12 protein-coding genes are annotated in these 25,590 nt (G+C 57.9%); 10 read left to right on the top strand and 2 right to left on the bottom strand.

From position 1 onward, the window contains the following. Window positions 1-32 precede the first annotated feature (32 nt). The 4 genes from PG731_RS07800 to PG731_RS07785 all read left to right on the top strand — a co-directional run bounded on the left by PG731_RS07800 (window position 33) and on the right by PG731_RS07785 (window position 10,943). Window positions 33-6,296, top strand: a complete 6,264-nt coding sequence (locus PG731_RS07800) for a hypothetical protein (protein ID WP_270773192.1) — start codon at window positions 33-35, stop codon at window positions 6,294-6,296. 217 nt (window positions 6,297-6,513) lie between these two features. Continuing rightward, entirely contained in the window at window positions 6,514-8,169 is a 1,656-nt protein-coding gene (locus PG731_RS07795; protein ID WP_270773191.1) for a SpaH/EbpB family LPXTG-anchored major pilin, read from the top strand. A gap of 172 nt (window positions 8,170-8,341) precedes the next feature. Continuing rightward, entirely contained in the window at window positions 8,342-9,418 is a 1,077-nt protein-coding gene (locus PG731_RS07790) for a class C sortase (protein WP_101627652.1), read from the top strand. A 241-nt stretch (window positions 9,419-9,659) separates the two neighbouring features. After that, the gene (locus tag PG731_RS07785; RefSeq protein WP_165778184.1) at window positions 9,660-10,943 is read left to right on the top strand and encodes an InlB B-repeat-containing protein; all 1,284 of its coding nucleotides are present in this window, start codon (window positions 9,660-9,662) and stop codon (window positions 10,941-10,943) included. 257 nt (window positions 10,944-11,200) lie between these two features. Here PG731_RS07785 and PG731_RS09245 read toward each other — a convergent pair whose 3' ends face one another. After that, window positions 11,201-11,425, bottom strand: a complete 225-nt coding sequence (locus tag PG731_RS09245; protein WP_438271498.1) for a transposase — start codon at window positions 11,423-11,425, stop codon at window positions 11,201-11,203. A gap of 132 nt (window positions 11,426-11,557) precedes the next feature. Here PG731_RS09245 and rpoB point away from each other — a divergent pair, with 132 nt between their 5' ends. Together rpoB and PG731_RS07770 are read left to right on the top strand one after the other, a co-directional pair. Continuing rightward, a complete protein-coding gene (rpoB, locus tag PG731_RS07775; protein ID WP_006681508.1) occupies window positions 11,558-15,037 on the top strand; it encodes a DNA-directed RNA polymerase subunit beta in 3,480 nt (1,159 codons plus the stop codon). Between the two features lie 15 nt (window positions 15,038-15,052). Beyond that, the gene (locus PG731_RS07770; protein ID WP_103633255.1) at window positions 15,053-18,949 is read left to right on the top strand and encodes a DNA-directed RNA polymerase subunit beta'; all 3,897 of its coding nucleotides are present in this window, start codon (window positions 15,053-15,055) and stop codon (window positions 18,947-18,949) included. A 372-nt stretch (window positions 18,950-19,321) separates the two neighbouring features. Here the strand turns inward: PG731_RS07770 and PG731_RS07765 are convergent, their stop codons facing one another. Next, window positions 19,322-20,368 carry an endonuclease domain-containing protein gene (locus tag PG731_RS07765; protein WP_270773188.1) on the bottom strand — a complete coding sequence of 349 codons (1,047 nt, stop codon included), beginning with the start codon at window positions 20,366-20,368 and terminating at the stop codon, window positions 19,322-19,324. A 663-nt stretch (window positions 20,369-21,031) separates the two neighbouring features. On the opposite strand from PG731_RS07765, the gene rpsL reads away from it, so the two are divergent. From rpsL to tuf, 4 genes are all read left to right on the top strand, one after another. After that, entirely contained in the window at window positions 21,032-21,406 is a 375-nt protein-coding gene (gene rpsL / locus PG731_RS07760; RefSeq protein ID WP_006681505.1) for a 30S ribosomal protein S12, read from the top strand. Further along, window positions 21,406-21,876, top strand: a complete 471-nt coding sequence (gene rpsG, locus PG731_RS07755; RefSeq protein ID WP_006681504.1) for a 30S ribosomal protein S7 — start codon at window positions 21,406-21,408, stop codon at window positions 21,874-21,876. Before rpsL ends, rpsG begins: the two co-directional genes overlap by 1 nt. A gap of 89 nt (window positions 21,877-21,965) precedes the next feature. Then, window positions 21,966-24,089: an elongation factor G gene (fusA, locus tag PG731_RS07750; RefSeq protein ID WP_006681503.1), complete on the top strand. Its 2,124-nt coding sequence runs from the start codon at window positions 21,966-21,968 to the stop codon at window positions 24,087-24,089. 162 nt (window positions 24,090-24,251) lie between these two features. Then, window positions 24,252-25,439 carry an elongation factor Tu gene (gene tuf, locus PG731_RS07745; RefSeq protein ID WP_101627646.1) on the top strand — a complete coding sequence of 396 codons (1,188 nt, stop codon included), beginning with the start codon at window positions 24,252-24,254 and terminating at the stop codon, window positions 25,437-25,439. Window positions 25,440-25,590 lie beyond the last annotated feature (151 nt).

Raw genomic sequence — 25,590 nt, 5'->3', positions numbered from 1 at the left:
AAGCCGAAAGGTCGGGCTCAGACCAACTCTTTTTGTCCTTTAACCCCGATATGGACGGCGCGTTCTGCATCGGCTGGGACGATGTATCCGAAGTTCATAACCGCCCGATTTCGGCGGGTGCTTCGCCTGCCAAGTTCATGGTGACCATCGAGCCGCCAGCGAACTATGAAGAGGCAGAGGCCGATATCAAGGCATTGATTAACAAGGATCGTCGCCCGCAGGCTGAGGATGCTGGCACCGAAAAAGCCAAGTCGGAAGGGCTTTATAACGAGCTGCTGAAGCCTGAAAATAAGAGCCGCATCCTGAAGGCAAGTTCTTCGGGCAGTGGTTTGCCCGAAGGTTTCGCCGCGGTTGGTGCCAATGGCTGGTATGGCACGATCCGCCCAGCTTATGGTAACGCAGGCGCCCCGTTTGGCACTGGTGTTTCTTCAGTCGATGGCGCCTGTGAGTTCCGCACAGGCTACTGTCTGCCCGACCTCCTGGTTTGGGAGGTTGCGCAGGCTGTGGGTCAGAATAACTACCAGTTGGCTGGAACTGGTCTCGATCTGGGTCTGATCCCAACCCTGCCCGAGGTGGATTATTCGCGGCACTCCACCGAGTCGGTGCTGGCAAACGAGAGCACCATTGATGAGCAGGAGAGCAAAGACGCTAAGACTATCTGGGCGAATATCAGGGTGCCGATGCCTGGCTTCAGCTACCGTTTGGTCGCCGTGCCGCGTGGTTCCTCCTGGGATTCCATTGCTTCAGAGCGAGGGTCTTGGTATTTCGCCAACGAAGAGGGTTGGGTCACCTCCGAGGATGTGGCTACCAAAAATAATGGCCTGATGAAGATGCAAGTGCCGGAGGGATTCCCGACCGGCGATTACCAGATGGCGCTGGTCTCCAAGCGCGAGCCGCAGAAGGATGCTTTGGGCAATTCAAAGGGCCAGACTGAGTACGACGTCATCAATATCGCGCCACTGCGGGTCACCGATTCCAAGGTTTTCACCTACACGGGCAATATAACTAAGGGTTCTGACGAGGCCGCCGAGAACGATAAAGCGCGGCAGGCCCGCGACGACGCTTACGGCAAGTCTCAGGAGGGCGAAGCCAGCTACACCGCACTGCCTGGCCAGAAGGTGTACACCAGCTATCTCGATTTGGGCGAGTCGCGTGACGCCGATGAGGGCACGCACCGCGTCGAGCTGTGCGATGCAGATGCCGACGGCAAACTGAAGCTGACTGAAGGCAAGCCAACCTGCCGCGAGGTCGATTCGCAGATTCGCCCCGACACCAAGAAGAATGCCAACGGCGTAGTTGAAGTCATTGAAGACCAGTTCGCCCACAAGTCAATGGGCGAGTGGAATGTGCCGGTCGACCTTGCTGCGGGCAATTATCTGATGCGGTTGGTGCACACTAAAGCTAAGCAGGATTTTGATGTTACTAAGCCGATAGACGTAGGCACTAACTACCCGCTCAAGGGCATGACCATCCCGCGCGATGAGGTCGTCGATCAGCGTCCGTTCACGGTTCTTGAGCCGTTCATCGATGCGGTCAGCAAGCCGTGTGGCGAAGACGGCAAGACCGCCGGCGATGTTTCCGTGACTCTAAAGGGCCTGCACAAGGGCACCAGTTACACGCTCACGTTTAAGCCCAACGGCGACGGCACCGAGATCTCCAAGCAGATCACGGCGTCTTGCGATGGTGACGGCATTTGCTCACAGCAGGTGACTTTCACTGAGGCAGAGCTGGACGGTATCCGCGCTAACGAGGCGAACACCGGGCGCGGCGCGTTGACGCTGGCGCGGGGTGACACGAAGCTAGACACCGACTCGATGAGGGTGCTTTCCCAGAAACAGTGTGAAACCACCGGCGGGTCGGCGCTGGGTGACGGCTGGGAGTGGGATCAGCCGGAGATTGTCCTGCCCTATACCGAGATTCACCTGGGCTACACGCCAAAGCAAAATGCCGATTACGCGACGGAGATAATACCGGATCCCGACACCTACACTCAGTTCAATCGCATTAAATACGGTGGTTTCTATAAGAACGGATACAACAAAAAAGGCACCGATGCCGAAACGGCAGATGCCGGAAAATCGCTTACCGAAGCCGACTTCGAAACAAACTGCGTGGAGAACCCGACCGTCGGCGAACTGAACACTAATGGTGAAGCGAATCGAGATCAAGACAAGAATAACAGCTCGTTTTGCCACATCCCCTGCACGGAGGGCACCGGCGAGGGTTCTTGCCAGCAGCTCTACGGGGCCCCGTATGGTACGCCGGTCTATCTGACCCCGTATCGCCGCAGCCTTAACAGTGGTGCCCTTGCTACGGAAAATGCTGTTGCGGGCACTAAAGAGGCTTACCGTAACGGCCCGATTCGCGTGGAGGTGCGCGACGGCAAAGACTACCAGCCCGGCAGCGTATTAAGTGATCGTACTAAGGGCGGTAGCCAGAGTTCCGGCCAGTTGATCGTGTGGAACAGTGACGGCAAGTTGAAGAACAGCGTCCAAACCAAGGGAGACTTTTCATCGGCTGCCGGTGGTAGCTCGAACATTGACTACGGTGCATGGCAGTTCTACAACAAAGTCACCGGCAAGCCAGTCGATGGTTTTAATGACATAGTTTGGCGCGTGCGTGGCAACGGCAAATACTACGATGCTGTCTCCGGAAACACGGGCGAGCGTTGGCCGACACTTGTCTGGGGAAACCAGCCAGGTGGCGGGTCAGACGACTCCCGCACCTGGTGGAGTAATAAGACTGTCTGGGGAGGCTTACAAGGTGATAAGAAACGTTGGGAAAACGAGGTCGGTACAAACAAGGATCCCGGCTACTTCCTGGTTCGTCCCGGTGGCGAGAAGATGCCGAACAAAGACATCGTCCTGTGCAGCCCCAAGATGCAAAGGAATGATGACGGCAGTATTCCTGTAGACCAGATCACCGGCAAACTCAATACACCTGATGGTTGTGTTACTCCTCCAAACAAGTCCGAGCTGAACGTCGGTGTTCAGGTGCTCACCTTCGACTACCAGACCCAGAAGGCCGGCGACTACCTCAGTCGCGAGTGGATGTCCGAAACGAAGGTGCTGGACAAGAACGGCAACCCCGTGCTGGATTCAAACGGCAACGAGGTGATCCACAAGGGCGTTAACTCTGAGCGTGCTTTACCCAAGGCCCAGACCAAACAGGCTGTGTTGGTTCCCTACAACGCCCGCAGGTTCTACAACGAGAACTGGTCGAACCCGCGTCCGCACCAGTTCCACTGGGGCGAGCCGGTCGGCTTTGACGGGCGTTGGATTGTCGGACAGTACAACACCAAGGACTTCAACACGAAATCCACTGACAAGACCGAAGGTGGCGACTGGGCCTCGAAGCAGTGGGACACCTCCGATTGGACGTGGGACGCCCAAAATAAGGTATTTAAGACGGATAGTCTTGTCGACTGGAATGCAAAAGGCAGCTTCTGCAAGTACATATTCCGTTACCACAACGGAACCAACTATGCTGGCACCATTTCTAATGGCTACAACAACCAGAAGTTAAAGTTCATTCCGAAATACGAGCAGGAAAAGCTCTGGCGTGAGCTTGGCCTCGACATCGTCACGGTTATGTACAACGGCGATAACAATAACCTGCCCAGCGAACGCGTCGGCTGTGTGATCTCCACAGACGCCGAGGACGGCGTGCCGATCTATTCCAAGGGCAGTTTCATGGATAAGTACCGAAACACTCGTGGTAGAGCAGGCTTCGAGGCCCAGAATTACGACAAGAATCTTGAGGAATCGCTACCTGACGAATGGAACGGCAAACCCGCCAACTTCAATCCGCATAGCGCGGCTAATAAGCCCACGGGTCGCCTGCGCTACGGCGCTCCGCTCGGCATCCACGACCTGCAGGTCGACGTCATTGACGAGCCGCAATTCGCCTTTGGCACTCCCAATAGTCGCATAACGCTTCCCGAGCCTTGGCGCATCGAGGTTCTTCCTGACGTCGACCTGAAAGATCCCGTCATTACAGCCTGGACCGGCGAAGGCGCTTTCTCACCGGCTATGGATGGGGAGCAGCCTGCTTCGGGCACCACCGTCTGGAAGCAGGGTGACACCTATCGTGTGCATCGCGGAGATAACTTCGACCTGAAGTTCTTGGCTGGGCCTAAGGCTGGCGAGGCGGCATACCAGATCAAGAAGTTCGAGCCGATGGGCGACAACCGTCCTAAAGGCGTGAACCTCGGTGAAGCTAACAACGGCAAGTGTCTCACCGATGAGGGCGATGCTTTGCTTGCCACTGGCGATCCGGCGACGTGCAATAAGCGCATTATCAAGCTGGACGGCACGGTCGCGGGTGATGCCACGCTGGGCGTCTACCAGTACAAGGTGACGGCGACCAGCACCAACTCGTCCGACCACGGCGAGCACGAAGAGATCTCGTTCATCATGAACATTGAGGTACTGGCCGAGCCCGCTGCAAAGCCGACGCTTAAACCTGCCGATTTCTACGGCACGGTAAACAACCCGGTGACGTGGGGCCCGCTTGAATACACCCTGGGCAAGAACTCCGATGGCACCGACCAGAAGCTCGACTCCATGAGAGTGGTGAACCCTGCTCAGCTACCCGAAGGCGTCAGTTTCGGCACTAGATGCGAGATCCCAGGTGGCGAAGGCGAGCCGTGTAAGAAGTACGGCTACTACTTCATCGGCACGCCGACTAAAGAACAACAAACCTGGGTTGACGTCGAGTTGACCGTCCGCAACAATGACGGCAAGACCGCAACTGTCACCGCCAGGTACAACATGACGGTCGCCAACAACGAGACCGTTCTTACCGCGCAGACAATAACCGGTGAAGCAGGCACCTTGTTGGAGACCGAGACCAACTACGTTGGCAAGCCGATCAACTCGAAAGACGGGCACAAGTCGTACTCCCTGTTTGGCATGAATGGCGTCACGGCCAACATGAAGAAGGGTAGCGGGTTCACGCTGGAATACGAGACGCCACCGGCTGATGCGGCCGAGCTGAATAAATATCCGGTGCTCTCGCTAGAGGAAGTGCGCGACGCCCGCGGCAACCTAACCGATGTCGTGTTCAAGGGTCAGCTGAATAACGTCGGCGAATACAAGATGGTTGCTCGCTGGACCTACCAGGACGGCACCGTGGTGAAGGTCGCCAAGCTACCGATAACGGTGACGGTTGAGGACGCCACGCCTCCGAATATCGACGGGATAAACGATCAAGAGGTTTACCTTGGCGAGAACGGCCAGGTTGCTGCCGACACAGTTATCAACAACGTCTATGTCAAAGACAACGACGGCAAGGGTAGCTACCCGGTTGCGATAACTGGCCATAGCGCGACGGACACTGACCTGACTAGCGCCACATTCTGCGCGCCCGTTGTGGGTGACGGCGGAACTGCCAATAAACCCAGGAAGGTTTTCCACCAAGGCATCGAATACACTGAGGACGTTGGTGGCCAGACGCTGACCTTGACCGGCCAGCAGGGCAGGCTCAACGACAGCGGCGTGTTCGAGCCAGCAACCGACGTGGTTAACGACCCGTGGCAACTGACTGTCGGCACGGAGGGTAAGTCGGCGGGGACATACATGTGCCACGTGAACTTCACCGACGCCACCGGCAACACAGATCGCAACACCACGCAGTTCAGCCCGAACAAGTCGCTGAACAAGACCACTCATGTCGACGAGAACTGGCTTGGCGAGCGCACGTTCCTGCTTAACATCAAGCAGGCGTTGGAGCTGAACGTTATGCCCGACGAGGAGACGATCGTTAAGGGTTCGCCGATGTTCAGGCCGATGAACGTTGAGGCTTTCTCTCACGGGAATCCCTCGAAGATCAACGTTCAGACGCTTTGCGCCCCGTCCCAGGCCTCTGACGGCTCCGTTGACGGCCTACCTTCCGATCAAAACGGCCAGCCTTCGGTGGGGATCAGCGACACCAAGTTCGGCGTCGAAACGCCTAACGCCGACCAGATCGGTCTGGACGGCTACAAGGCGCGTACTGTCGCGAAGATTGACGGCAACGCAAACGACGCCCAGGTTGGCACGTACAAGTGTTACGTCTACGCAGTGGGCGAGGGCTTCACACTGAATGACGACGGCACGGTGAGTGGCGACGGCACGCCCATTGAGGGTGTCAACTGGGTGCGTAAGCCGATCACGGTTCATGTTGTCGAGGCTGTACTGCCCAAGACGGGCGTGTTTAGCCTCAACTACGTCGCGGGTTACGCGGCGCTGTTGATAGTTGCTTTGGCAGGGGGTGGCTACCTGTATCGGACTAGACGTGGAGAGTCCAGGGCTTAAATGGGGTCCGCCGGTAGGACAGCTGAAACTGGCCGATCGCTGGAAAGCCAAATAACTCATCTTGTGCCTGCTGGAGAGATCCGACACGCACAAGTTGGGACGAGATAACCAGCAATTCGAATCCTGGACATAGTAGGGGCATCGGAAGATGCCTGGCCCGAAACTTCGGGCAGCAAGGACATCAACCGATGTCAAAATGACATTGAAAGGAAAGAAAATGGCTAAGAAAAAGTCATTCCGCAAGCTGTTAGCAGCAGCTTTCGCGCTGACGCTAGTCGGCGGCATGGGTGCGGCGGCCACGGCCAACGCAGCTACGGGCGCCCCTTGGGACGCGGCAAACGCGAACCAGAAGGGCTCCATCAGCATTTACAAGATGAAGGACGGCACCGCGCCTGCTGGTAAAGACCAGTACACAATGACACCTGAAGAAGTGCCAGATGATAGCTACGTTGCTGGCGCAGGCTTCACCGTCACTCCTGTTACTAAGGTCTTGGTCAACGGCGCTAAAGAGCCCGTTGATCTGAAGAATATCGAAGACTGGAACAAAATCTCCAAGGTTGTTGAGGGTCTGAACAAAAACTCGAGCAACACGGATCTTTACGACCTGGGCTCCGCAAGTCCAGAGCAGAAGACCTCGGATACCAATAAGGTTCTGAAATTCGATGGTCTGGCTATCGGCCTTTACCGCGTGGTTGAAACCACCACACCTGCCGGCTACTCCTCTGCGGACCCGTTCTTTATAACTATCCCGCAGATCACTGGTAAGAACTCTGCAGCCGCTACCTACAACTACAATGTCAACGTTTTCCCGAAGAACAAAGATCAGAAGGACAGCGTTACCAAGGACGCTAAGCAGGACAGCTTCGTCGGCCCTGGTGACACCATCAAGTACACGATTACCGCTAACTTTGAAACAACCTCGAACACGACGCCGCTGACTGCTGCTAATTACAAGGGCTACGCCATCTTTGATGATGCCGAAATCGCAGCTTACGCAAGCATTACCGAGGCTGCAGTAACGGCAGTTACAGTAGATAATGTCAATGATGCTCTAATTAAAGGCACTGATTACACTGTGGAAGCTCTAGATAGTGCTGCGAATCTTGAAAAGGGTCGCAAGCGTGTAATCGTGAAGTTCACTGAAGTCGGTCTTAAGAAGATCTTCGATTCCACCGGGACTAAGAAGGTATCGGTCGCGATCGAGTTCAAACTTGCAGATAATCTTCCTGACAGCATCAACAACAAATCAGGCTTCATCCCTGGAAACAACACCGGCGATAACCCGCCGATCGTTCCTGGTGGTAACGGCGATGAGGGCACCGAGTTCGGCAAGTTCGAAATCGTGAAGGTTGACGCTAAGGACAATACCACCAAGCTGGCTAACGCTAAGTTCATGTTCTTTGCTGACGAAGCCGATGCGAACAAGTGCGCCGCTAAGCCGGGCGATGCTACTGAGTGCGCTGGCGCGTCTAAGATCGGTGAACTAACCACGAACGGTAATGGTAAAACTGATTCCACCAAGAAGTTCAAGGTTGGCGCAAAGTTCTGGGCTGTCGAGACTGCTGCTCCCAGCAACGACTACGTGCTGCCTGGCAAGGCGGTTGAGATTACCGTTGCGCGCTCTGCCAAAGGCACCTGCTCCGATACCACCAAGACAACCAGGGACGAATGTGTAGCCGTTGAGGCAAACACCTGGACCTACGATGCGTTCTCGATGAACATCGAGAACGTGAAGAAGGCCGATTCCGGCAACTGGTTCAACCTGCCGAAGACCGGCGCCATCGGTGTTGGCATCTTCGCTCTGCTAGGCGCTGGCCTGGTGGCTGGTGGCACCACGATGCACATGCGTTCGCGTCGTCGCGAGAATGCCTAAGCTTGTCTGTTGATGACTAGCTACAGCTAAATAAACTTGTGGGGCTGGCCCGAGCCGGGTCGGCCCCACAAGCTGTTTAACGCGGGTTTTCGCACTATTGGGTGCATAAACCTTGCGTCTGCTCAGTTTCGCGCACCCGTTAACAGATGGTTTAGATAGATCGGTAGGAAAAATGACTGATTCTCGAGATACCAACAGTTTCGAGGACCACGAAGGCCCGGAGCGTGCTTCTTGGTGGGACGAGATGGCCGAAGGTCAGCCCGAATCCGAATACCACGCAGCAAGGGGAGCTACCGAATCGGCCGAACCCTCTCAAAGCGAAGAAGACCACAACGAAGCAGACGACGAGGTGGTTCAGCGAAAAAAAGAGGCCCGTAAACGTTTCCTGCCGCTGATTTTCATTCTGCTCGGAGTGTTGTGCCTGGCATACCCGATCACCTCCACGGTCTGGAACAACCACCAGGCCAAACTGGTCAGCCGCGCCTACGAGAACCACGTGAACAAGCAGTCGCAGGAATTGAAAGACTCCTACATCAAGCGTGCCAGGGAATACAATGACACCCACACGGGCTTCCCGGTGCTCGACCCGTACCTGGGCAACGTGGCCCCCGACTCGCCCGAATACCAGGAATACCTGAATGTGCTCGACCAGCCGAGCGGCATCATCGGCGTCGTCAAGATCCCCAAGATCCAGGTCAAGCTGCCGATACGGCACGGCACCGACCATGACACCTTGAATGCCGGTGCCGGCCACATGTTCGGCTCCGACCTGCCGGTCGGCGGTGTCGACCGACACACGGTCATCACAGCTCACACCGGCCTGCCGACTTCCACCATGTTCGACCGGCTGACCGATCTGGAGATCGGCGACGAGTTCTTCTTCGAGGTTCAAGACCAATCATTCGGTTATCGCGTCACCAGAATCGACGTCGTGAAACCCAATGACCCGTCCCTGCTCGGCCGCGAAAAGGACAAGGATCTGGCCACCCTGCTCACCTGCACGCCCTACGGCATCAACTCCCATCGGCTGTTGGTGACCGGCGAGCGAATTATCCCGACCCCGCAAAGCCCCGCGGTCGACGGCCCCCAGTGGTCGTGGTGGATGACCCTGTTCTTGATTGCGATCGTGATTTCGCTGCTGATCGCAACCCAGGTGGCCCGCTACACGGCTGCCAGGCGCAAGAAAGAGAAGGAAGAGGAATCCGCCGAGGGCGCTGAGGCTCCCGATTCACTTGCCGAACTCTCCTAGCCAGACTCGTTTTTTCGTCCGGAAAACCTGGCTTATTTGAAGAATGCAGAGGCGTGGCGGCCTGGTGCTTCGCAGATTGGGCAAACCCAGTAGGAACTGATGAGGAACGGATATAGTTAAAATGTGCGGCAAGCACTATCCTTTTGGAGGCGGTTTTATGGAAACAGTTAGGCGTTCCGACATTTGGTGCGGTCTTTTGGCTCTTGTAACCACATTGTGCCTCGTGGTAGGGGGAGCGGACATGGCTGTGGCCGAGCCGGCTGAAGCGGACCCCGTTCCAACGACAATCTCCGCATATACTCCCGGAGGGTTCCTGCCGGGGGCGAATGGCAAGGCACCGATCTACGGTTCGGTGAGCGCAACCTGGCCTGATGGCACCGATACTGCCCTGTCTGGGGCTGCGGTTAGCCTGTATCCCCATCCCACGTCAAAAGAGGACAGAGAGTCTGGCGCTGTCGCCCCCGTCTATCAAGCAACCACCGATAAGAACGGCATGTACCAGTTCACCGTGGATGCCTCTCCGAGCGGGGACCGGGAGTTTGACATGATGATCGAGTATAAAGGCGTCAAAAAGGTGTATGGCAATGATGCAGATTCTGCAAGTGCCACATACGTTACACGTCGAATAGTCGTTCGCCCAATTCTCACCACTGAGGCCGATCTTGACGAGGCTGGCACTATACAGGGGAAACTGGCTGAGCCCAAGGTGCTCGAGCTCAAGCGTGACCAGGTTGTTGACTGGGACACGTACCTGTTGGGACGCGGCACAAACCTCTGGGGTGAGAAGGCGCCCGGATTCGACGTAATGCCGATCGAGTTGTGGAAGGACAACTCGAAGGCTTATGGCAAGCTATCGAGTGCCTTTGTCACCCACGGGACCAAGATAACTGCCGTCGATGAGAACGGGAATCCGGTCGACCCGAGCCAAATCACCGCAAACCCTGGGACCTACACGGTCACCTACGAGATTGGCTTTGAGCTTCCCAAGACGGGCGATGAACCCATAAAGAGCTACCTCACGACCCGTAGTGGTAATGAGTTCCCCGGGTATCCAGAGTTTCCTGCAGAAGGCAACCGCATGGTGTTGGGCAGTGCCTCCCTCACGGCAAAGGTGCCCTATAAGCTTTCCTACGATGCCAACGGTGGGGAAGGCGCAACCCCCGACGAGGCATCGTTCATGAAGGGCGCTCCGGTTACTGTTGCGGGCCATGGCGAGCTGAACAAGGGCAAAGCAGAGTTTACCGGTTGGAACACGCAGGCCGACGGGAACGGCACGTCGTATGCCGCAGGTCAAGAAGTGACCTTCGACGCCGACACCACGCTGTACGCCCAGTGGAAAGAGGCGCCGGCAAGCGATTCTGCCGCGCCCGCCAAGACGATGACGGCCTCCAAGTTGCCTCCTACTGGCAAGCTGGCTGCTACTGGCAGCAATATCCCCTATCTGTTTAAGGCAGCTGCGTTCGCATTGCTCGTAGGCTCTGGCATTGCAGTCTTCAGCAAGCTGGCTCGGCGTCGCCGGGAATAGGCCGACAATCGTAGGCGTCAAAGAAACTGCCGATTGAGCGCTGGAGCGGGCGCAGGATTTCTTTCGACTGGCTCTCACCGTATCTGAGCGGCGGCGGCTCCCACACGGGACCGCCGCCGCTTTTGCTTACTGGTGCGCGACTGCATGGTTGATTTAAAGGCGTGGCGCCGAAGAGCCTCATGGATAACGCTCATGAAACTGCTTGAATTCTCAGCTGTCGCGCTCTCGACACTAGGGACGCAGGTATCCTCGCCGCTCTATCGGAGACCTTTCTTCTGCTCGATAAGGTCAAGCAGCTCCTGGCGAGTGTGCACGCCCAGCTCGGCCGCCACCTTCTCGACTTTCCGCGTGGACACGCCCATGAGGTACATCTCGGTGAGCGCCGCGACGAGCGCACGATCGGCGCGCCAACGTGGTAGTTGCGTGAAACTCGGCACAAACGCCAAAAGATATTGAGGTGAGGAGCCACGAATCCCTATCATTGATACTTGCGCCTTATTGTGCCCGAGGTGATCCGTATCCACCCCGCTGTATCAGGCGCTGAGCGGGATGGACGGAGTCAGATAATGGGCGAAGGCGTGTGTGCGCACCGAAAATGCAGGGAAGGATCCCCTTTGGCTGCCAGTAGCACTGCCAACCAGCCCAGGAACCGCATCTCATTCGCTAAGCTCGCCGAACCGCTTCAAGCCCCGAACCTTCTGGGTTTGCAGGTCGAGAGCTTCGATTGGCTGCTGGGCAACGACGCGTGGAAGGCTCGCGTCGAAGCCGCTAAGGCGGAAGGCCGTAACGACGTCCCCGACGTCTCCGGTCTTGAAGAAATCTTCGAAGAAGTTTCGCCGATTGAGGACTTGGGCAAGACCATGTCCCTTACGTTCAGGGAATGCCAGCTCGAACGACCGAAGTACTCGATCGAAGAAGCAAAGACCAAGGACTACACATACTCTGCACCGATGTATGTGACCGCGGAGTTCATGAACAACGAGACCCTTGAGATCAAGCGTCAGACCGTGTTCATGGGCGATTTCCCGCTCATGACCCCGCGTGGCACCTTCATCATCAATGGCACTGAGCGTGTCGTCGTCTCGCAGCTCGTCCGTTCCCCGGGCGTCTACTTCGAGCGCGTTTCCGAGCGTTCCACCGACCGTGAAACGTTCAGCGCAAAGGTCATTCCTAGTCGCGGCGCATGGCTCGAATTTGAAATCGACAAGCGCGATTCTGTTGGCGTTCGTATTGACCGCAAGCGCAAGCAACCTGTCACCCACTTCCTCAAGGCAATCGGCATGACCGAATCTGAGATTCGTGAAGAGTTTGCCGAATACCCGGTGCTCCTCGAGACCCTCGAGAAAGACACCGTCAAGACCCAGGAAGAAGCCCTCGTCGACATCTACCGCAAGCTCCGCCCCGGCGAGCCCGCAAACGTCGAATCGGCACGCACCCTGCTGAACAACTTCTACTTCGACTCGAAGCGCTACGACCTGGCAAAGGTCGGTCGCTACAAGATCAACAAGAAGCTCGGCACCGACGCAGATCCGAAGGCATCGACTCTCTCCATTGATGACGTCGTTGCAACCGTGAAGTACATGCTCGCTCTGCACAAGGGTGAGAAGACCTTCCTCGGCACCCGTAACGGTGGCGAGGTTGTCGAACTCCGTGTTGAAGCGGACGACATCGATCACTTTGGTAACCGTCGCATTCGCGCGGTTGGCGAGCTCATTCAGGCGCAGGTTCGCGCAGGTCTGTCCCGCATGGAACGCACCGTCCGCGAACGCATGACGACCCAGGAAGCCGACTCGATTACTCCTCAGTCGCTGATCAACATCCGCCCGGTTGTTGCAGCGATCAAGGAATTCTTCGGCACCTCCCAGCTGTCGCAGTTCATGGATCAAAACAACCCGCTTGCGGGCCTGACCCACAAGCGTCGTTTGTCGGCTCTTGGCCCCGGCGGTCTGTCCCGTGAACGCGCAGGCATGGAAGTTCGTGACGTCCACCCGTCGCACTACGGCCGTATGTGCCCGATCGAATCCCCTGAAGGCCCGAACATTGGTCTGATCGGCTCGCTCGCAACCTTCGGTCGCATTAACCCCTTCGGTTTCGTTGAGACCCCGTACCGCGTTGTTCGCAACGGAAAGGTCACCGACGAGGTCGAATACCTGACCGCAGATGATGAAATCGGTCACTACATTGCACAGGCCTCGTCCCGTCTGAACGACGACGGCACTTTCGCAGAAGACCATGTCCTCTGCCGTGTCGCCGGCGAAGACCCGACACTGATCCTGCGCGACCGAGTTGACTACATGGACGTGTCCGCACGTCAGATGGTGTCTGTTGCAGCAGCGTTCATTCCGTTCCTCGAGCACGACGACGCAAACCGCGCACTCATGGGCGCGAACATGCAGCGTCAGGCAGTGCCGTTGCTGACCACCGAAGCGCCGCTGGTCGGTACCGGTATGGAACGTCGTGCAGCACAGGACTCCGGTGAAATGATCATCGCCACCCACGCTGGTGTTGTTTCCGAAGTTTCGGCAGACATGATCATCGTTTCCACGGACGAAGGCGGTCGCGACACCTACCGTCTTGAAAAGTTCGAACGTTCGAATCCGGGCAACTGCACCAACCAGCGTGTCATCGTCGACGAAGGCGACCGCGTTGAGGCCGGCTCCGTCTTGGCTGATGGTCCGGCAACCGACAATGGTGAAGTCGCACTCGGCAAGAACCTGCTCGTCGCCTACATGTCGTGGGAAGGCCTCAACTACGAAGACGCGATCATCCTGTCGCGTCGCGTCGTTGAAGAGGACGTCCTCACCTCGATCCATATCGAGGAATACGAGGTCGACGCCCGCGAAACCAAGCTCGGCGAAGAAGAAATCACCCGCGATATCCCGAACGTCTCCGAAGAGTCACTCGCTGACCTAGACGAACGTGGCATTATCCGCATTGGTGCCGAGGTTACCGCTGGCGACGTTCTCGTTGGCAAGGTCACCCCGAAGGGTGAAACTGAGCTCACCTCCGAAGAACGCCTTCTGCGCGCAATCTTCGGTGAGAAAGCCCGCGAGGTTCGCGATACCTCCCTGCGTGTTCCTCACGGCCAGGAAGGCATCGTCATCGGCGTCCGCGAATTCAACGACGAAGAAGACGAACTCAACCCTGGCGTTCGACAGACCGTTCGCGTCTACGTCGCCCAACGTCGCAAGATCACCATTGGTGACAAGATGGCAGGCCGCCACGGTAACAAGGGCGTTGTCTCCAAGATTCTGCCGGTCGAGGACATGCCGTTCCTCGAAGACGGAACCCCGGTTGACATCATCCTCAACCCGCTTGGTGTCCCCGGTCGTATGAACGTCGGCCAGGTGCTCGAATACCACCTCGGCTGGCTCGCTCACCAGGGCTGGGATGCTTCCAAGGCTGTCGAGGCCGGCGAAGCGTGGACCCGTCACCTCCCGGCTGACGGCATCACCACCGAACCTGAGACTCTCGTGGCAACCCCCGTGTTCGACGGTCTTGAAGCCGACGAACTTGCAGGCCTGCTGCGTAACGTGAACCCGAACCGCGACGGCAACCGTCTGACGAACGAGCAGGGCAAGGCCCGCCTGTTCGACGGTCGTTCCGGTGAACCGTTCCCGTATCCGATCGCAGTGGGCTACACCTACATGCTCAAGCTCCACCACCTGGTTGACGACAAGATTCACGCCCGTTCAACCGGCCCGTACTCGATGATCACGCAGCAGCCACTGGGCGGTAAAGCCCAGTTCGGTGGCCAGCGTTTCGGTGAGATGGAAGTGTGGGCGCTCGAAGCTTACGGTGCAGCCTACGCGCTCCAGGAACTCCTCACAATCAAGTCGGATGACACGACCGGTCGTGTGAAGGTCTACGAAGCGATCGTCAAGGGCGAAGACATTCCTGAGCCCGGAATCCCCGAGTCCTTCCGAGTTCTCATCCAGGAAATGCGCTCGCTGTGCCTGAACGTCGAAGCTCTCGACGCAGCCGGCAACGCCATTGACCTGCGTGACCAGGAAGAAGACTTCAACGCGCGCGAAGACCTCGGCATCACACTTGATGCCCGTCCGAACGCTGCGGCGACCATCGACGCGATCTGATAGGGAGAGATGACTTTGCTGGACGCCAAAACGTTCGACAGCCTGAAGATCACCCTGGCCACAAGCGATGACATCGCTTCGTGGTCACACGGTGAAGTCAAGAAGCCGGAGACCATCAACTACCGCACGCTCAAGCCTGAGCGCGACGGCCTGTTCGGTGAACAGATCTTCGGCCCCACACGCGACTGGGAATGTGCGTGTGGCAAATACAAGCGTGTCCGTTACAAGGGCATCGTGTGTGAAAAGTGTGGCGTCGAGGTCACGCGCTCTAAGGTTCGCCGCGAGCGCATGGGCCACATCGACCTCGCCGCACCGGTCACCCACATCTGGTACTTCAAGGGCGTGCCCTCGCGCCTCGGTTACGTGCTGAACCTCGCTCCGAAGGACCTCGAAAAGGTCATTTACTTCGCCGCATACATGGTCACCGAAATCGACGAAAAGGGCCGCGACGAGGACCTCATGGATCTGCGCGCTGAACTCGAAGTTCAGAAGAAGCAGATGGAAGACCGCCGTGACGACGCCATCAACCAGGCAGCCGAGAAGCTCGAAGCTGACCTCGCTGCTCTCGAAGCTGATGGCGCCTCCGCCGCGGAACGCGAAAAGCTCCGCAAGAGCGCCGAGAAGGACATGGCGCGCCTTCGTAAGCGCTTCGACGGTGACATCGACGGTCTTGAGGTCGTGTGGGATAATTTCACGAACCTGAAGGTCGGTGCCCTGATCGGTGACGAGCGCCTCTACCGCGCGATGGTCGCCCGCTACGGCACCTACTTCAAGGGCGACATGGGCGCAGCTGCCATCCAGAAGCGCCTGGAAACCTTCGATCTTGAAGCCGAAGTCGAATCCCTCCGTCAGACCATTGCGTCCGACTCCGGGCCTCGTAAAGCACGTGCCATCAAGCGCCTGAAGGTCATCAACGCCTTCATCGCGACCGGCAACTCGCCGGCATCGATGGTCCTGACCAAGATTCCGGTTATTCCGCCGGACCTGCGCCCGATGGTTCAGCTGGACGGTGGCCGCTTCGCGACCTCCGACCTCAACGACCTGTACCGTCGAGTGATCAACCGCAACACCCGACTCAAGCGACTGCTTGAACTGGGTGCGCCGGACGTCATCGTCGCGAACGAAAAGCGCATGCTGCAGGAATCTGTAGACGCGCTCTTCGACAACGGCCGCCGTGGTCGCCCCGTTGCAGGCCCGGGCAACCGCCCGCTGAAGTCGATCTCTGACATGCTCAAGGGCAAGCAGGGTCGCTTCCGTCAGAACCTGCTCGGTAAGCGCGTCGACTACTCTGGCCGTTCGGTCATCGTCGTCGGCCCGCAGCTGAAGCTCCACCAGTGTGGTCTGCCCAAGCAGATGGCACTCGAGCTCTTCAAGCCCTTCGTCATGAAGCGCCTCGTTGAGAAGAACTACGCGCAGAACGTCAAGGCAGCGAAGCGCAAGGTCGAGCGTCAGCGCCCCGAGGTGTGGGACGTCCTCGACGACGTTATCCGCGAGCACCCCGTGCTACTGAACCGCGCACCTACCCTTCACCGTCTGGGTATCCAGGCGTTCGAGCCTCAGCTCATTGAAGGTAAGGCCATTCAGCTGCACCCGCTCGCCTGTGGCGCGTTCAACGCTGACTTCGACGGTGACCAGATGGCAGTCCACCTGCCACTGGGTGCCGAGGCTCAGGCTGAAGCGCGTATCCTCATGCTGTCGACGAACAACATTCTGAAGCCGTCCGACGGGCGCCCCGTTGCGATGCCGTCACAGGACATGATCATTGGCCTGTTCCACCTGACTTCGGAACCGGATTCGACGATCGAAGTTGCCAAGGATTCTGCCGGCAACCCCATCGTTCCGTCGTTCTCCAGTGCCGCTGAAGCGATTATGGCGTTCGACATGGGTCTGCTTGACCTCAACGCGAAGGCTCTCATTCGCTTCGACGGCATCGTTCCGCCGGCCGATTGGGAAGCACCTGAAGGTTGGGAACCGGGCGACGATGTTCTGCTCGAAACCAGCCTCGGTCGCGCGATCTTCAACGAGCAGCTACCGGTTGACTACCCGTTCGTGAACGAGGTCGTCGGCAAGAAGCAGCTCGGTCAGATCGTCAACACCCTGACCCAGCGTTACCCGAACGTTCTGGTTGCAGAATGCCTCGATGCCCTGAAGTCGGCCGGCTTCCACTGGTCGACGTGGTCGGGTATCACGATCGCGTTCTCCGACATCCAGGCGTCGCCGCGCAAGGAAGAAATTCTTGCTGAATACGAGGCTCGCGCAGCCAAGATTCAGGAAGACTTCGACGCAGGCTTCATCCTCGAAGAAAACCGCTACAAGGACCTCGTTGACCTTTGGCTCGAATGCACCCAGAAGGTTGCAGACGACATGCGCGGTAACTTCGACGATCGCAACACCGTGTACCGCATGGTCAACTCGGGCGCGCGTGGTAACTGGTCACAGGTCCAGCAGATCGCAGGTATGCGTGGTCTGGTGTCCGACCCGAAGCAGAAGCTCATTGAGCGTCCGATCAAGGCGAACTACCGCGAAGGCTTGACCGTTCTCGAGTACTTCATCGCAACGCACGGTGCTCGTAAGGGTCTTGCTGATACGGCACTTCGTACCGCAGAGTCTGGCTACCTGACTCGTCGTCTGGTTGACGTCTCGCAGGACGTCATCGTTCGTGAAGAGGATTGTGGCACCCGCCAGGGCGTCAAGATCAAGATCGCGAAGAAGGTCGACGGCGTTTGGGAGGCTCTCGAAACGGTTGAGACCACCGCATATGCGCGTAACCTTGCCCGCGATGCTGTGAACGAAGCCGGCGAGGTCATCATGCCCGCAGGCACCGATCTTGGTGACGATGAGCTCATCGCCCTTGCGCAAGCAGGCGTTGAAGAGATCACCTGCCGTTCCGTCCTCACCTGTGAATCGCAGGTCGGCACCTGTGCTGCCTGCTACGGTCGCTCGTTGGCTACCGGCAAGCAGGTTGATATTGGTGAAGCAGTTGGCATTATCGCCGCGCAGTCGATTGGTGAGCCCGGTACTCAGCTCACGATGCGTACGTTCCACACCGGTGGCGCCGCATCTGCAGCTGATATTACCCAGGGTCTGCCACGAGTTCAGGAACTCTTTGAGGCTCGTAGTCCGAAGATGGAAGCAAAGATGAGCGAGGCCGCTGGTCGCGTTCACATTGATGACGAGGATCCGTCGGTTCGTCGCATCGTCATTACTCGTGATGATGCGAAGGAAGATGACGTTATTGAGGTCTCGCGTCGTCAGGAGCTTCTTGTCGCTGAAGGCGAGCATGTCGAGGCAGGCAAGCCTCTGACTGAGGGTCAGCTTGATCCGAAGGAAATCGTTCGCATCATGGGTCGCTCCGTCGCGCAGAAGCAACTTGTTGACGAGGTCCAGAAGGTCTACCGCGATCAGGGCGTCGGTATCCACGCGAAGCACATTGAGGTCATCGTTCGCCAGATGTTGCGTCGAATTACCATCCTTGAGCCCGGTGATACGACTTTCATGCCCGGCGAGCTTGTTGACCGTATGGCTTACCTGGCGCAGAACCGCAAGGTCGCTGCCGAGGGCGGGCAACCTGCTTCCGGTCGTCAGATGCTTATGGGTATCACGAAGGCGTCGCTGGCAACCGACTCGTGGCTGTCGGCGGCATCCTTCCAGGAGACGACGAAGGTTCTCACTGAGGCAGCGATGAACGGCAAGTCTGATTCGCTCGTTGGCCTGAAGGAGAACGTTATTCTCGGTAAGCTCATCCCGGCTGGTACCGGCTTGTCGCGTTACAACCGAGTCACCGTTGAGCCGACTGCGGAAGCGCTTGCTGCTTCGAACTACACGCAGATGGACTTCCAGGATGGTGGAGTTTCCGAGGACTTCCTCGATGCTCTTGGTGCGATCGACTTCGGTATGTCGTTCCGTGAGTAGTAGTTGCTCTTTAGCCAGGCAATGACCGGCTAAATACGAGGCGTGGCGCTTGATGTGATTTGTTCGCTCGGGCGCCACGCTTTGTATATGTTGTCGCCCGCCCTCCGGCGCTTGTTCACCGTTGGCGAACGGTGAACAAGCGCGTGTTCGCTCAGAGCGAACAGGTTGTATCTGGTGCGCCGTCGAACGCGCGTGGGAGACAGAAATTGCGAAATGTGACGGTAAATCGTGAACAAGCGCGGGGGTGAGGAAGCGGTATCAGACGCGAGGCGACACCGTAGTGCCTAGGCAGTGGCAGGGTTGCCGAGTCGCAAGGGCGGAAATGTCAGTAAAAACGGTGGATTGATTCGGTCAGTAGAGACAGGCGGGGTGTCAGGCGTGGACGCGAGCGCGTCTCATAGTGGTCGGACAAACCCCAACCTGCAGAAGTAGCATGAACACGGAATTCAATATCTTCGAATAGTCTGGCAAATCTTCCCAACGGAAACGGATGAACTGCCAACCGTCGGCCTCTAATTGTGTCTGTCGTTGAACTTGCTTGGCCGTAGCCTCGTCAATCTCTAAGTCACTGTCCCCATACTTGAAACGCCCGTCAAACTCGATTGCGACGCGAGCCTCAGGAAAGCAGAGATCGAAGAAGAAACGGTTGCCGTTACTTGTGACTTCGTACTGCGTTTCAATGCCAGCTAGTCCGCTTGAACGCAGAATCCATAGGATGTGGCTTTCTCCAGGACTCTCGCACGCAGCATCGGCGTGAGCGAACAGCCAAGAGCCGTCTGCGCGATGGCGGTGGCCCGATTCGAGCTGTTTGAACTGAGCGCTCAACGACTGCCTGAGTGTTCGAAGGCGTTTTTTGAATCCAATGCTTCTGCTTCGTGTGTTTTCAATCAACAGGCGCATCCCCGAGCAGACCATCGAGAAAGCTAGCGCACCGCACTCCTGCACTGCGAGCGTCAACAGCGCGTCATGTAAGGTCAAACTCCGCACTCCATCAATCCTGCACGTGTGATTGGCGATAGGAAGCATCCGGTGAAACACGATTGTGGCGCGACTGGCTAGTACTTCTTCGCCGAGAGTGACCGCTGGTAACACCTTTGCAGAACGCGTTGAGTTCGACAGGGAAGCCATATGGACGTCGCCGGGGTAATCAAACGCGCGGGCACCGTGCAAGTACGCTGCTGATATACCCGTTGGAACGCATCGCGGATGAGTGTGCTGAACAGCGATAATGCGAGCAAGCTGGACGGCCTGTTCACGTTGCCAATGCTGAGGAAGTGTCGAGAGGTAGGTGACGCTCAGGAAAGCGCCTCTTCGTATTTCGACGTTGTACATGAGTTCGTCGCGCGAAGCGCGGTGCGGGCGGGTGAATGTCATTGCCTTGCGGACGTCGCGGATGCGAGGCGCCTGGAAACGGTGCATGGGGACCTCGATTGTGGGGTGAAAGGTGGAAGTAGGTGTCTAGCTTCCGCGATGGAGAAGGAATGTTCGAGGCTCCCTAGAGGGAAATGTTGATAAGTCGGGGTGTGTGAAAACTGTGGAAAACTACCGCGCTTGTTCACCGTTGCGGGACTCAATACGGGGAGGGAAGCGCCTAGTTTTGCGACTTTGGCGCGCTTGTTGAAGCAAAGCGCTCCTAGGCGTTCATGTCCATCAGCGTTTGGAAAGGGGGAGCGGTGCCCTACGTGAGGAGTTGTTGTCGGTGAACGAGCGCGGCGGGTGAGGCGGGCGGTGGTGAACAAGCACGGTGGGTGGGGTGGGTGACGGTGAACAAGCGCGGTGGGGAAGTGGGGCGCACCTCACGAGTTGCGCCTTTGACCAAGAAACCCCAAGCCTCGTAAACTAGACGAGGTTCCCGTGTATTTACGGGTTCTCTTTCGTCAGCTTTCGCTGACAGCGGGCTCCGTCCGTCGGAGCTCCGGGCGTCATTCTCTGGCCAGCCGAACGGTGGCTATCATGGCGCACCGGCCCTTGACGGACATGCGTGTGTCCGTAAGGGGATTCGTCAAGCCATGGATGACTAGACAAGGGCCTTTCGCGACTGCTCAATCGAAAGGCCTCCGACGGAAAGAAACTGGAGAACCAGTGCCTACCATTCAGCAGCTCGTCCGCAAGGGTCGTAGCTCGAAGCGCTCGAAGGTGAAGACCCCGGCGCTGAAGGGCTCGCCCCAGCGACGTGGTGTGTGCACCCGCGTGTACACCACCACCCCGAAGAAGCCGAACTCAGCCCTCCGTAAGGTTGCTCGTGTGCGCCTTTCGTCCGGCATTGAGGTCACGGCGTACATTCCCGGTGAAGGCCACAACCTGCAGGAGCACTCGATCGTGCTCGTTCGCGGTGGTCGTGTGAAGGACCTCCCGGGTGTCCGTTACCGTATCGTTCGTGGCTCCCTCGACACCCAGGGTGTTCGTGGTCGCCAGCAGGCTCGTTCCCGCTACGGCGCGAAGAAGGAGAAGAAGTAATGCCTCGTAAGGGCCCAGCTCCTAAGCGTCCCCTCGTCGACGATCCGGTCTACGGCTCGAAGGTCGTGACCCAGCTCGTTAACCGCGTCCTCCTCGACGGTAAGAAGACCGTTGCAGAGCGCATCGTTTACGGTGCACTGGAGACCGTGCGTGAGCGCACCGAGCAGGAACCGGTTTCGGTCCTGAAGCGCGCTCTTGACAACATTCGTCCCGCCCTTGAGGTTCGCTCCCGCCGTGTTGGTGGCGCGACCTACCAGGTTCCGGTTGAGGTTCGCCCCGCGCGCGCCACAACCCTTGCCCTGCGTTGGCTGGTTGACTACTCGCGTCAGCGTCGCGAAAAGACGATGACCGAGCGCCTCGCGAACGAGATCCTGGATGCTTCCAATGGTCTCGGCGCCGCCGTGAAGCGTCGTGAGGACATGCACAAGATGGCCGAGTCGAACCGCGCGTTCGCTCACTACCGCTGGTGATTTTGAGTGACGAGGCCGGGATCTTCGGTCTTCGTCAACCTTAATTTTGCCCGCGAATTCACAATCACTTCGAGCGAAGGATCGCACTCGTGGCACTAGACGTGCTTACCGACCTTAACAAGGTTCGAAACATTGGCATCATGGCTCACATCGATGCCGGCAAGACAACCGTGACGGAACGCATCCTGTTCTACACGGGCATTAACTACAAGATCGGCGAGACCCACGACGGCGCCTCGACGACCGACTGGATGGAACAGGAAAAGGAACGCGGCATTACGATTACGTCCGCCGCTGTTACCTCTTTCTGGAACGGCAACCAGATCAACATCATCGACACCCCCGGCCACGTTGACTTCACGGTTGAGGTTGAGCGCTCCCTGCGTGTGCTCGACGGCGCTGTTGCAGTCTTCGACGGCAAGGAGGGTGTTGAGCCGCAGTCTGAGACCGTGTGGCGTCAGGCTGACAAGTACGAGGTTCCGCGTATCTGCTTCATCAACAAGATGGACAAGATGGGCGCTGACTTCTACTTCTCCGTTTCGACGATTAAGGATCGCCTCCACGCGACCCCGATCGTCATGCAGCTCCCGATCGGTGCAGAGAACGACTTCGAGGGTCAGGTTGACCTGCTCTCGATGGAGTCCCTGCGCTACCCGGCAAAAGACGACAAGGGCGAGGCGACCCTCGGCTCCCTCGTTGTTCGTGGCCCGATCCCCGAGGATCTGCAGGAACGCGCGGAAGAATACCGTGAACTCATGATCGAGGCTGCTGCGGAAGGTTCTGATGAGCTGACCGAGGCATACCTGGAGAATGGTGAGCTGACCGTCGAGCAGATCAAGGAAGGTATCCGCCTGCTGACGATCTCTGGTCGCGCATTCCCCGTTTACTGCGGTACCGCTCTTCGTAACATGGGTGTTCAGCCCGTGCTCGACGCGGTTGTTGACTTCCTCCCGTCTCCGCTGGACGTTGAGTCCGTCCGTGGCTTCAAGCCCGGTTCGGAAACCGAAGAAGAGACCGAGTCCCGTAAGCCTGACGAGAACGAACCGTTCGCAGCTCTTGCATTCAAGATTGCTGCTCACCCGTTCTACGGCAAGCTCACCTTCGTCCGCGTGTACTCCGGCAAGGTGGACTCTGGCGCACAGGTCTTGAACTCCACCAAGGGCAAGAAGGAACGCATCGGCAAGATCTTCCAGATGCACTCCAACAAGGAAAACCCTGTGGATCAGGCACATGCTGGCCACATCTACGCGGTGATCGGCCTGAAGGACACGACCACTGGTGATACGCTCTGCGCAATCGACAAGCCGATCGTTCTCGAATCGATGACGTTCCCGAAGCCTGTTATCCAGGTTGCGGTTGAGCCGAAGTCGAAGGCTGACCAGGAAAAGATGGGCGTCGCAATTCAGAAGCTCGCCGAAGAGGACCCGACCTTCACGGTCGAGCTCGACGCTGAGACTGGCCAGACGATCATCGGTGGTATGGGTGAGCTTCACCTGGACATCATCGTTGACCGTATGCGTCGCGAATTCAAGGTTGAAGCAAACGTCGGTGCTCCGATGGTTGCCTACCGCGAGACCATCCGCAAGAAGGTCGAGAAGTACGAGTACACGCACAAGAAGCAGACCGGTGGTTCCGGCCAGTTCGCGCGTGTCATCATCGCTCTCGAACCTATCCCCGCAGGCTCCGAGGAAGAGTACGAGTTCGAGGACAAGGTCACTGGTGGCCGCGTTCCGCGCGAGTACATTCCGTCGGTGAACGCTGGTATCCAAGACGCCATGCAGTCCGGTGTTCTCGCCGGATACCCGATGGTTGACATCAAGGCAACGCTCCTCGACGGCGCGTACCACGAAGTTGACTCTTCGGAAATGGCGTTCAAGGTTGCCGGTTCGATGGCTTTGAAGGAAGCCGCGAAGAAGGCAAGCCCGGTTCTTCTTGAGCCGATCATGGCCGTTGAGGTCCGTACTCCTGAGGAGTACATGGGCGACGTCATCGGCGACCTGAACTCCCGTCGTGGACAGATTTCGTCCATGGATGAGCAGCACGGTATCCGCGTCGTCAAGGCACAGGTTCCGCTCTCTGAAATGTTCGGATACGTTGGCGACCTGCGTTCCAAGACGCAGGGTCGTGCAGTGTACTCGATGGAGTTCGACTCCTACGCGGAAGTTCCGCGTAACGTCGCTGACGAAATCGTCGGCAAGTCCCGGGGCGAGTGAGTCCCGATCCGTCGCGTTTCGCTTGCTCGCGCTAAGAAATTAGCGCGAGCGTAGCGACCCGCCTCACATACCAACAATTTCCATGTAGGTTTCGGCCGGCTGGGTGTTAGAGTTGCACCTAGCCAAAGGCTAGAAAAACTACCCGAGTCCAGGAGGACACAAGTGGCGAAGGCCAAGTTCGAGCGCAGCAAGCCGCACGTCAACATCGGTACCATCGGTCACGTTGACCACGGCAAGACCACGCTTACCGCAGCAATCACCAAGGTTCTGCACGACAAGTACCCGGAACTGAACGAGTTCACCCCGTTCGAAAACGTCGACAACGCTCCTGAAGAGCGTGAGCGCGGCATTACGATTAACGTTTCCCACGTCGAGTACCAGACCGAGGCGCGTCACTACGCACACGTTGACGCCCCCGGCCACGCCGACTACGTCAAGAACATGATCACCGGTGCAGCTCAGATGGATGGCGCAATCCTCGTTGTCGCCGCCACCGACGGCCCGATGGCTCAGACCCGCGAGCACGTTCTGCTTGCTCGCCAGGTTGGCGTTCCGACGATCCTGGTTGCCCTCAACAAGGCCGATATGGTCGACGATGAGGAAATGCTGGAGCTCGTTGAGGAAGAATGCCGCGACCTGCTCGAGTCCCAGGACTTCGATCGCGACGCCCCGATCATCCAGGTTTCCGCTCTGAAGGCTCTCGAAGGCGATCCGCAGTGGGTTGCGAAGGTCGAAGAGCTCATGGAAGCAGTTGACACCTTCGTGCCGACCCCCGAGCGCGACATGGACAAGCCGTTCCTCATGCCGATCGAAGACGTCTTCACCATCACCGGCCGTGGCACCGTTGTCACCGGTCGTGTTGAGCGTGGCAAGCTCCCGATCAACTCTGAGGTTGAAATCCTCGGTATCCGCGACCCGCAGAAGACCACCGTTACCGGTATCGAAATGTTCCACAAGTCCATGGACGAAGCATGGGCAGGCGAGAACTGTGGTCTCCTCCTCCGTGGCACCAAGCGCGATGAGGTTGAGCGCGGTCAGGTCGTTGCCGTTCCCGGCTCGATCACCCCGCACACCAACTTCACCGGACAGGTCTACATCCTCAAGAAGGAAGAAGGCGGTCGTCACAACCCGTTCTTCTCGAACTACCGTCCGCAGTTCTACTTCCGCACCACGGACGTGACCGGCGTCATCACCCTCCCCGAGGGCACCGACATGGTCATGCCGGGCGACACCACCGAGATCACCGTCGAGCTCATCCAGCCGATCGCTATGGAGCCGGGCCTGGGCTTCGCAATCCGCGAGGGCGGTCGCACGGTCGGTTCCGGTCGTGTCACCGAAATCAGCAAGTGATCCCTTCCGGTCGACTGAACCGTTCGCGGATCGCTTGGACCGGATGATCGCCTGAGGTCTTTTGACCTGAGTTGGCCGCCATCCCCGAAAGGGGGTGGCGGCCTTTTCGTGTTTGTGTGCTTGTTCGCGGTTGTTTGTGTGCTTGTTCGCG

It is taken from the genome of Pauljensenia sp. OF14-1SRA, assembly GCF_027694595.1.
Classification (GTDB): Bacteria; Actinomycetota; Actinomycetes; order Actinomycetales; family Actinomycetaceae; genus Pauljensenia; species Pauljensenia turicensis_B.
The sequence above is the reverse complement of the archived record's forward strand: the minus strand, read 5'-3'. Positions and strand labels throughout refer to the sequence as shown.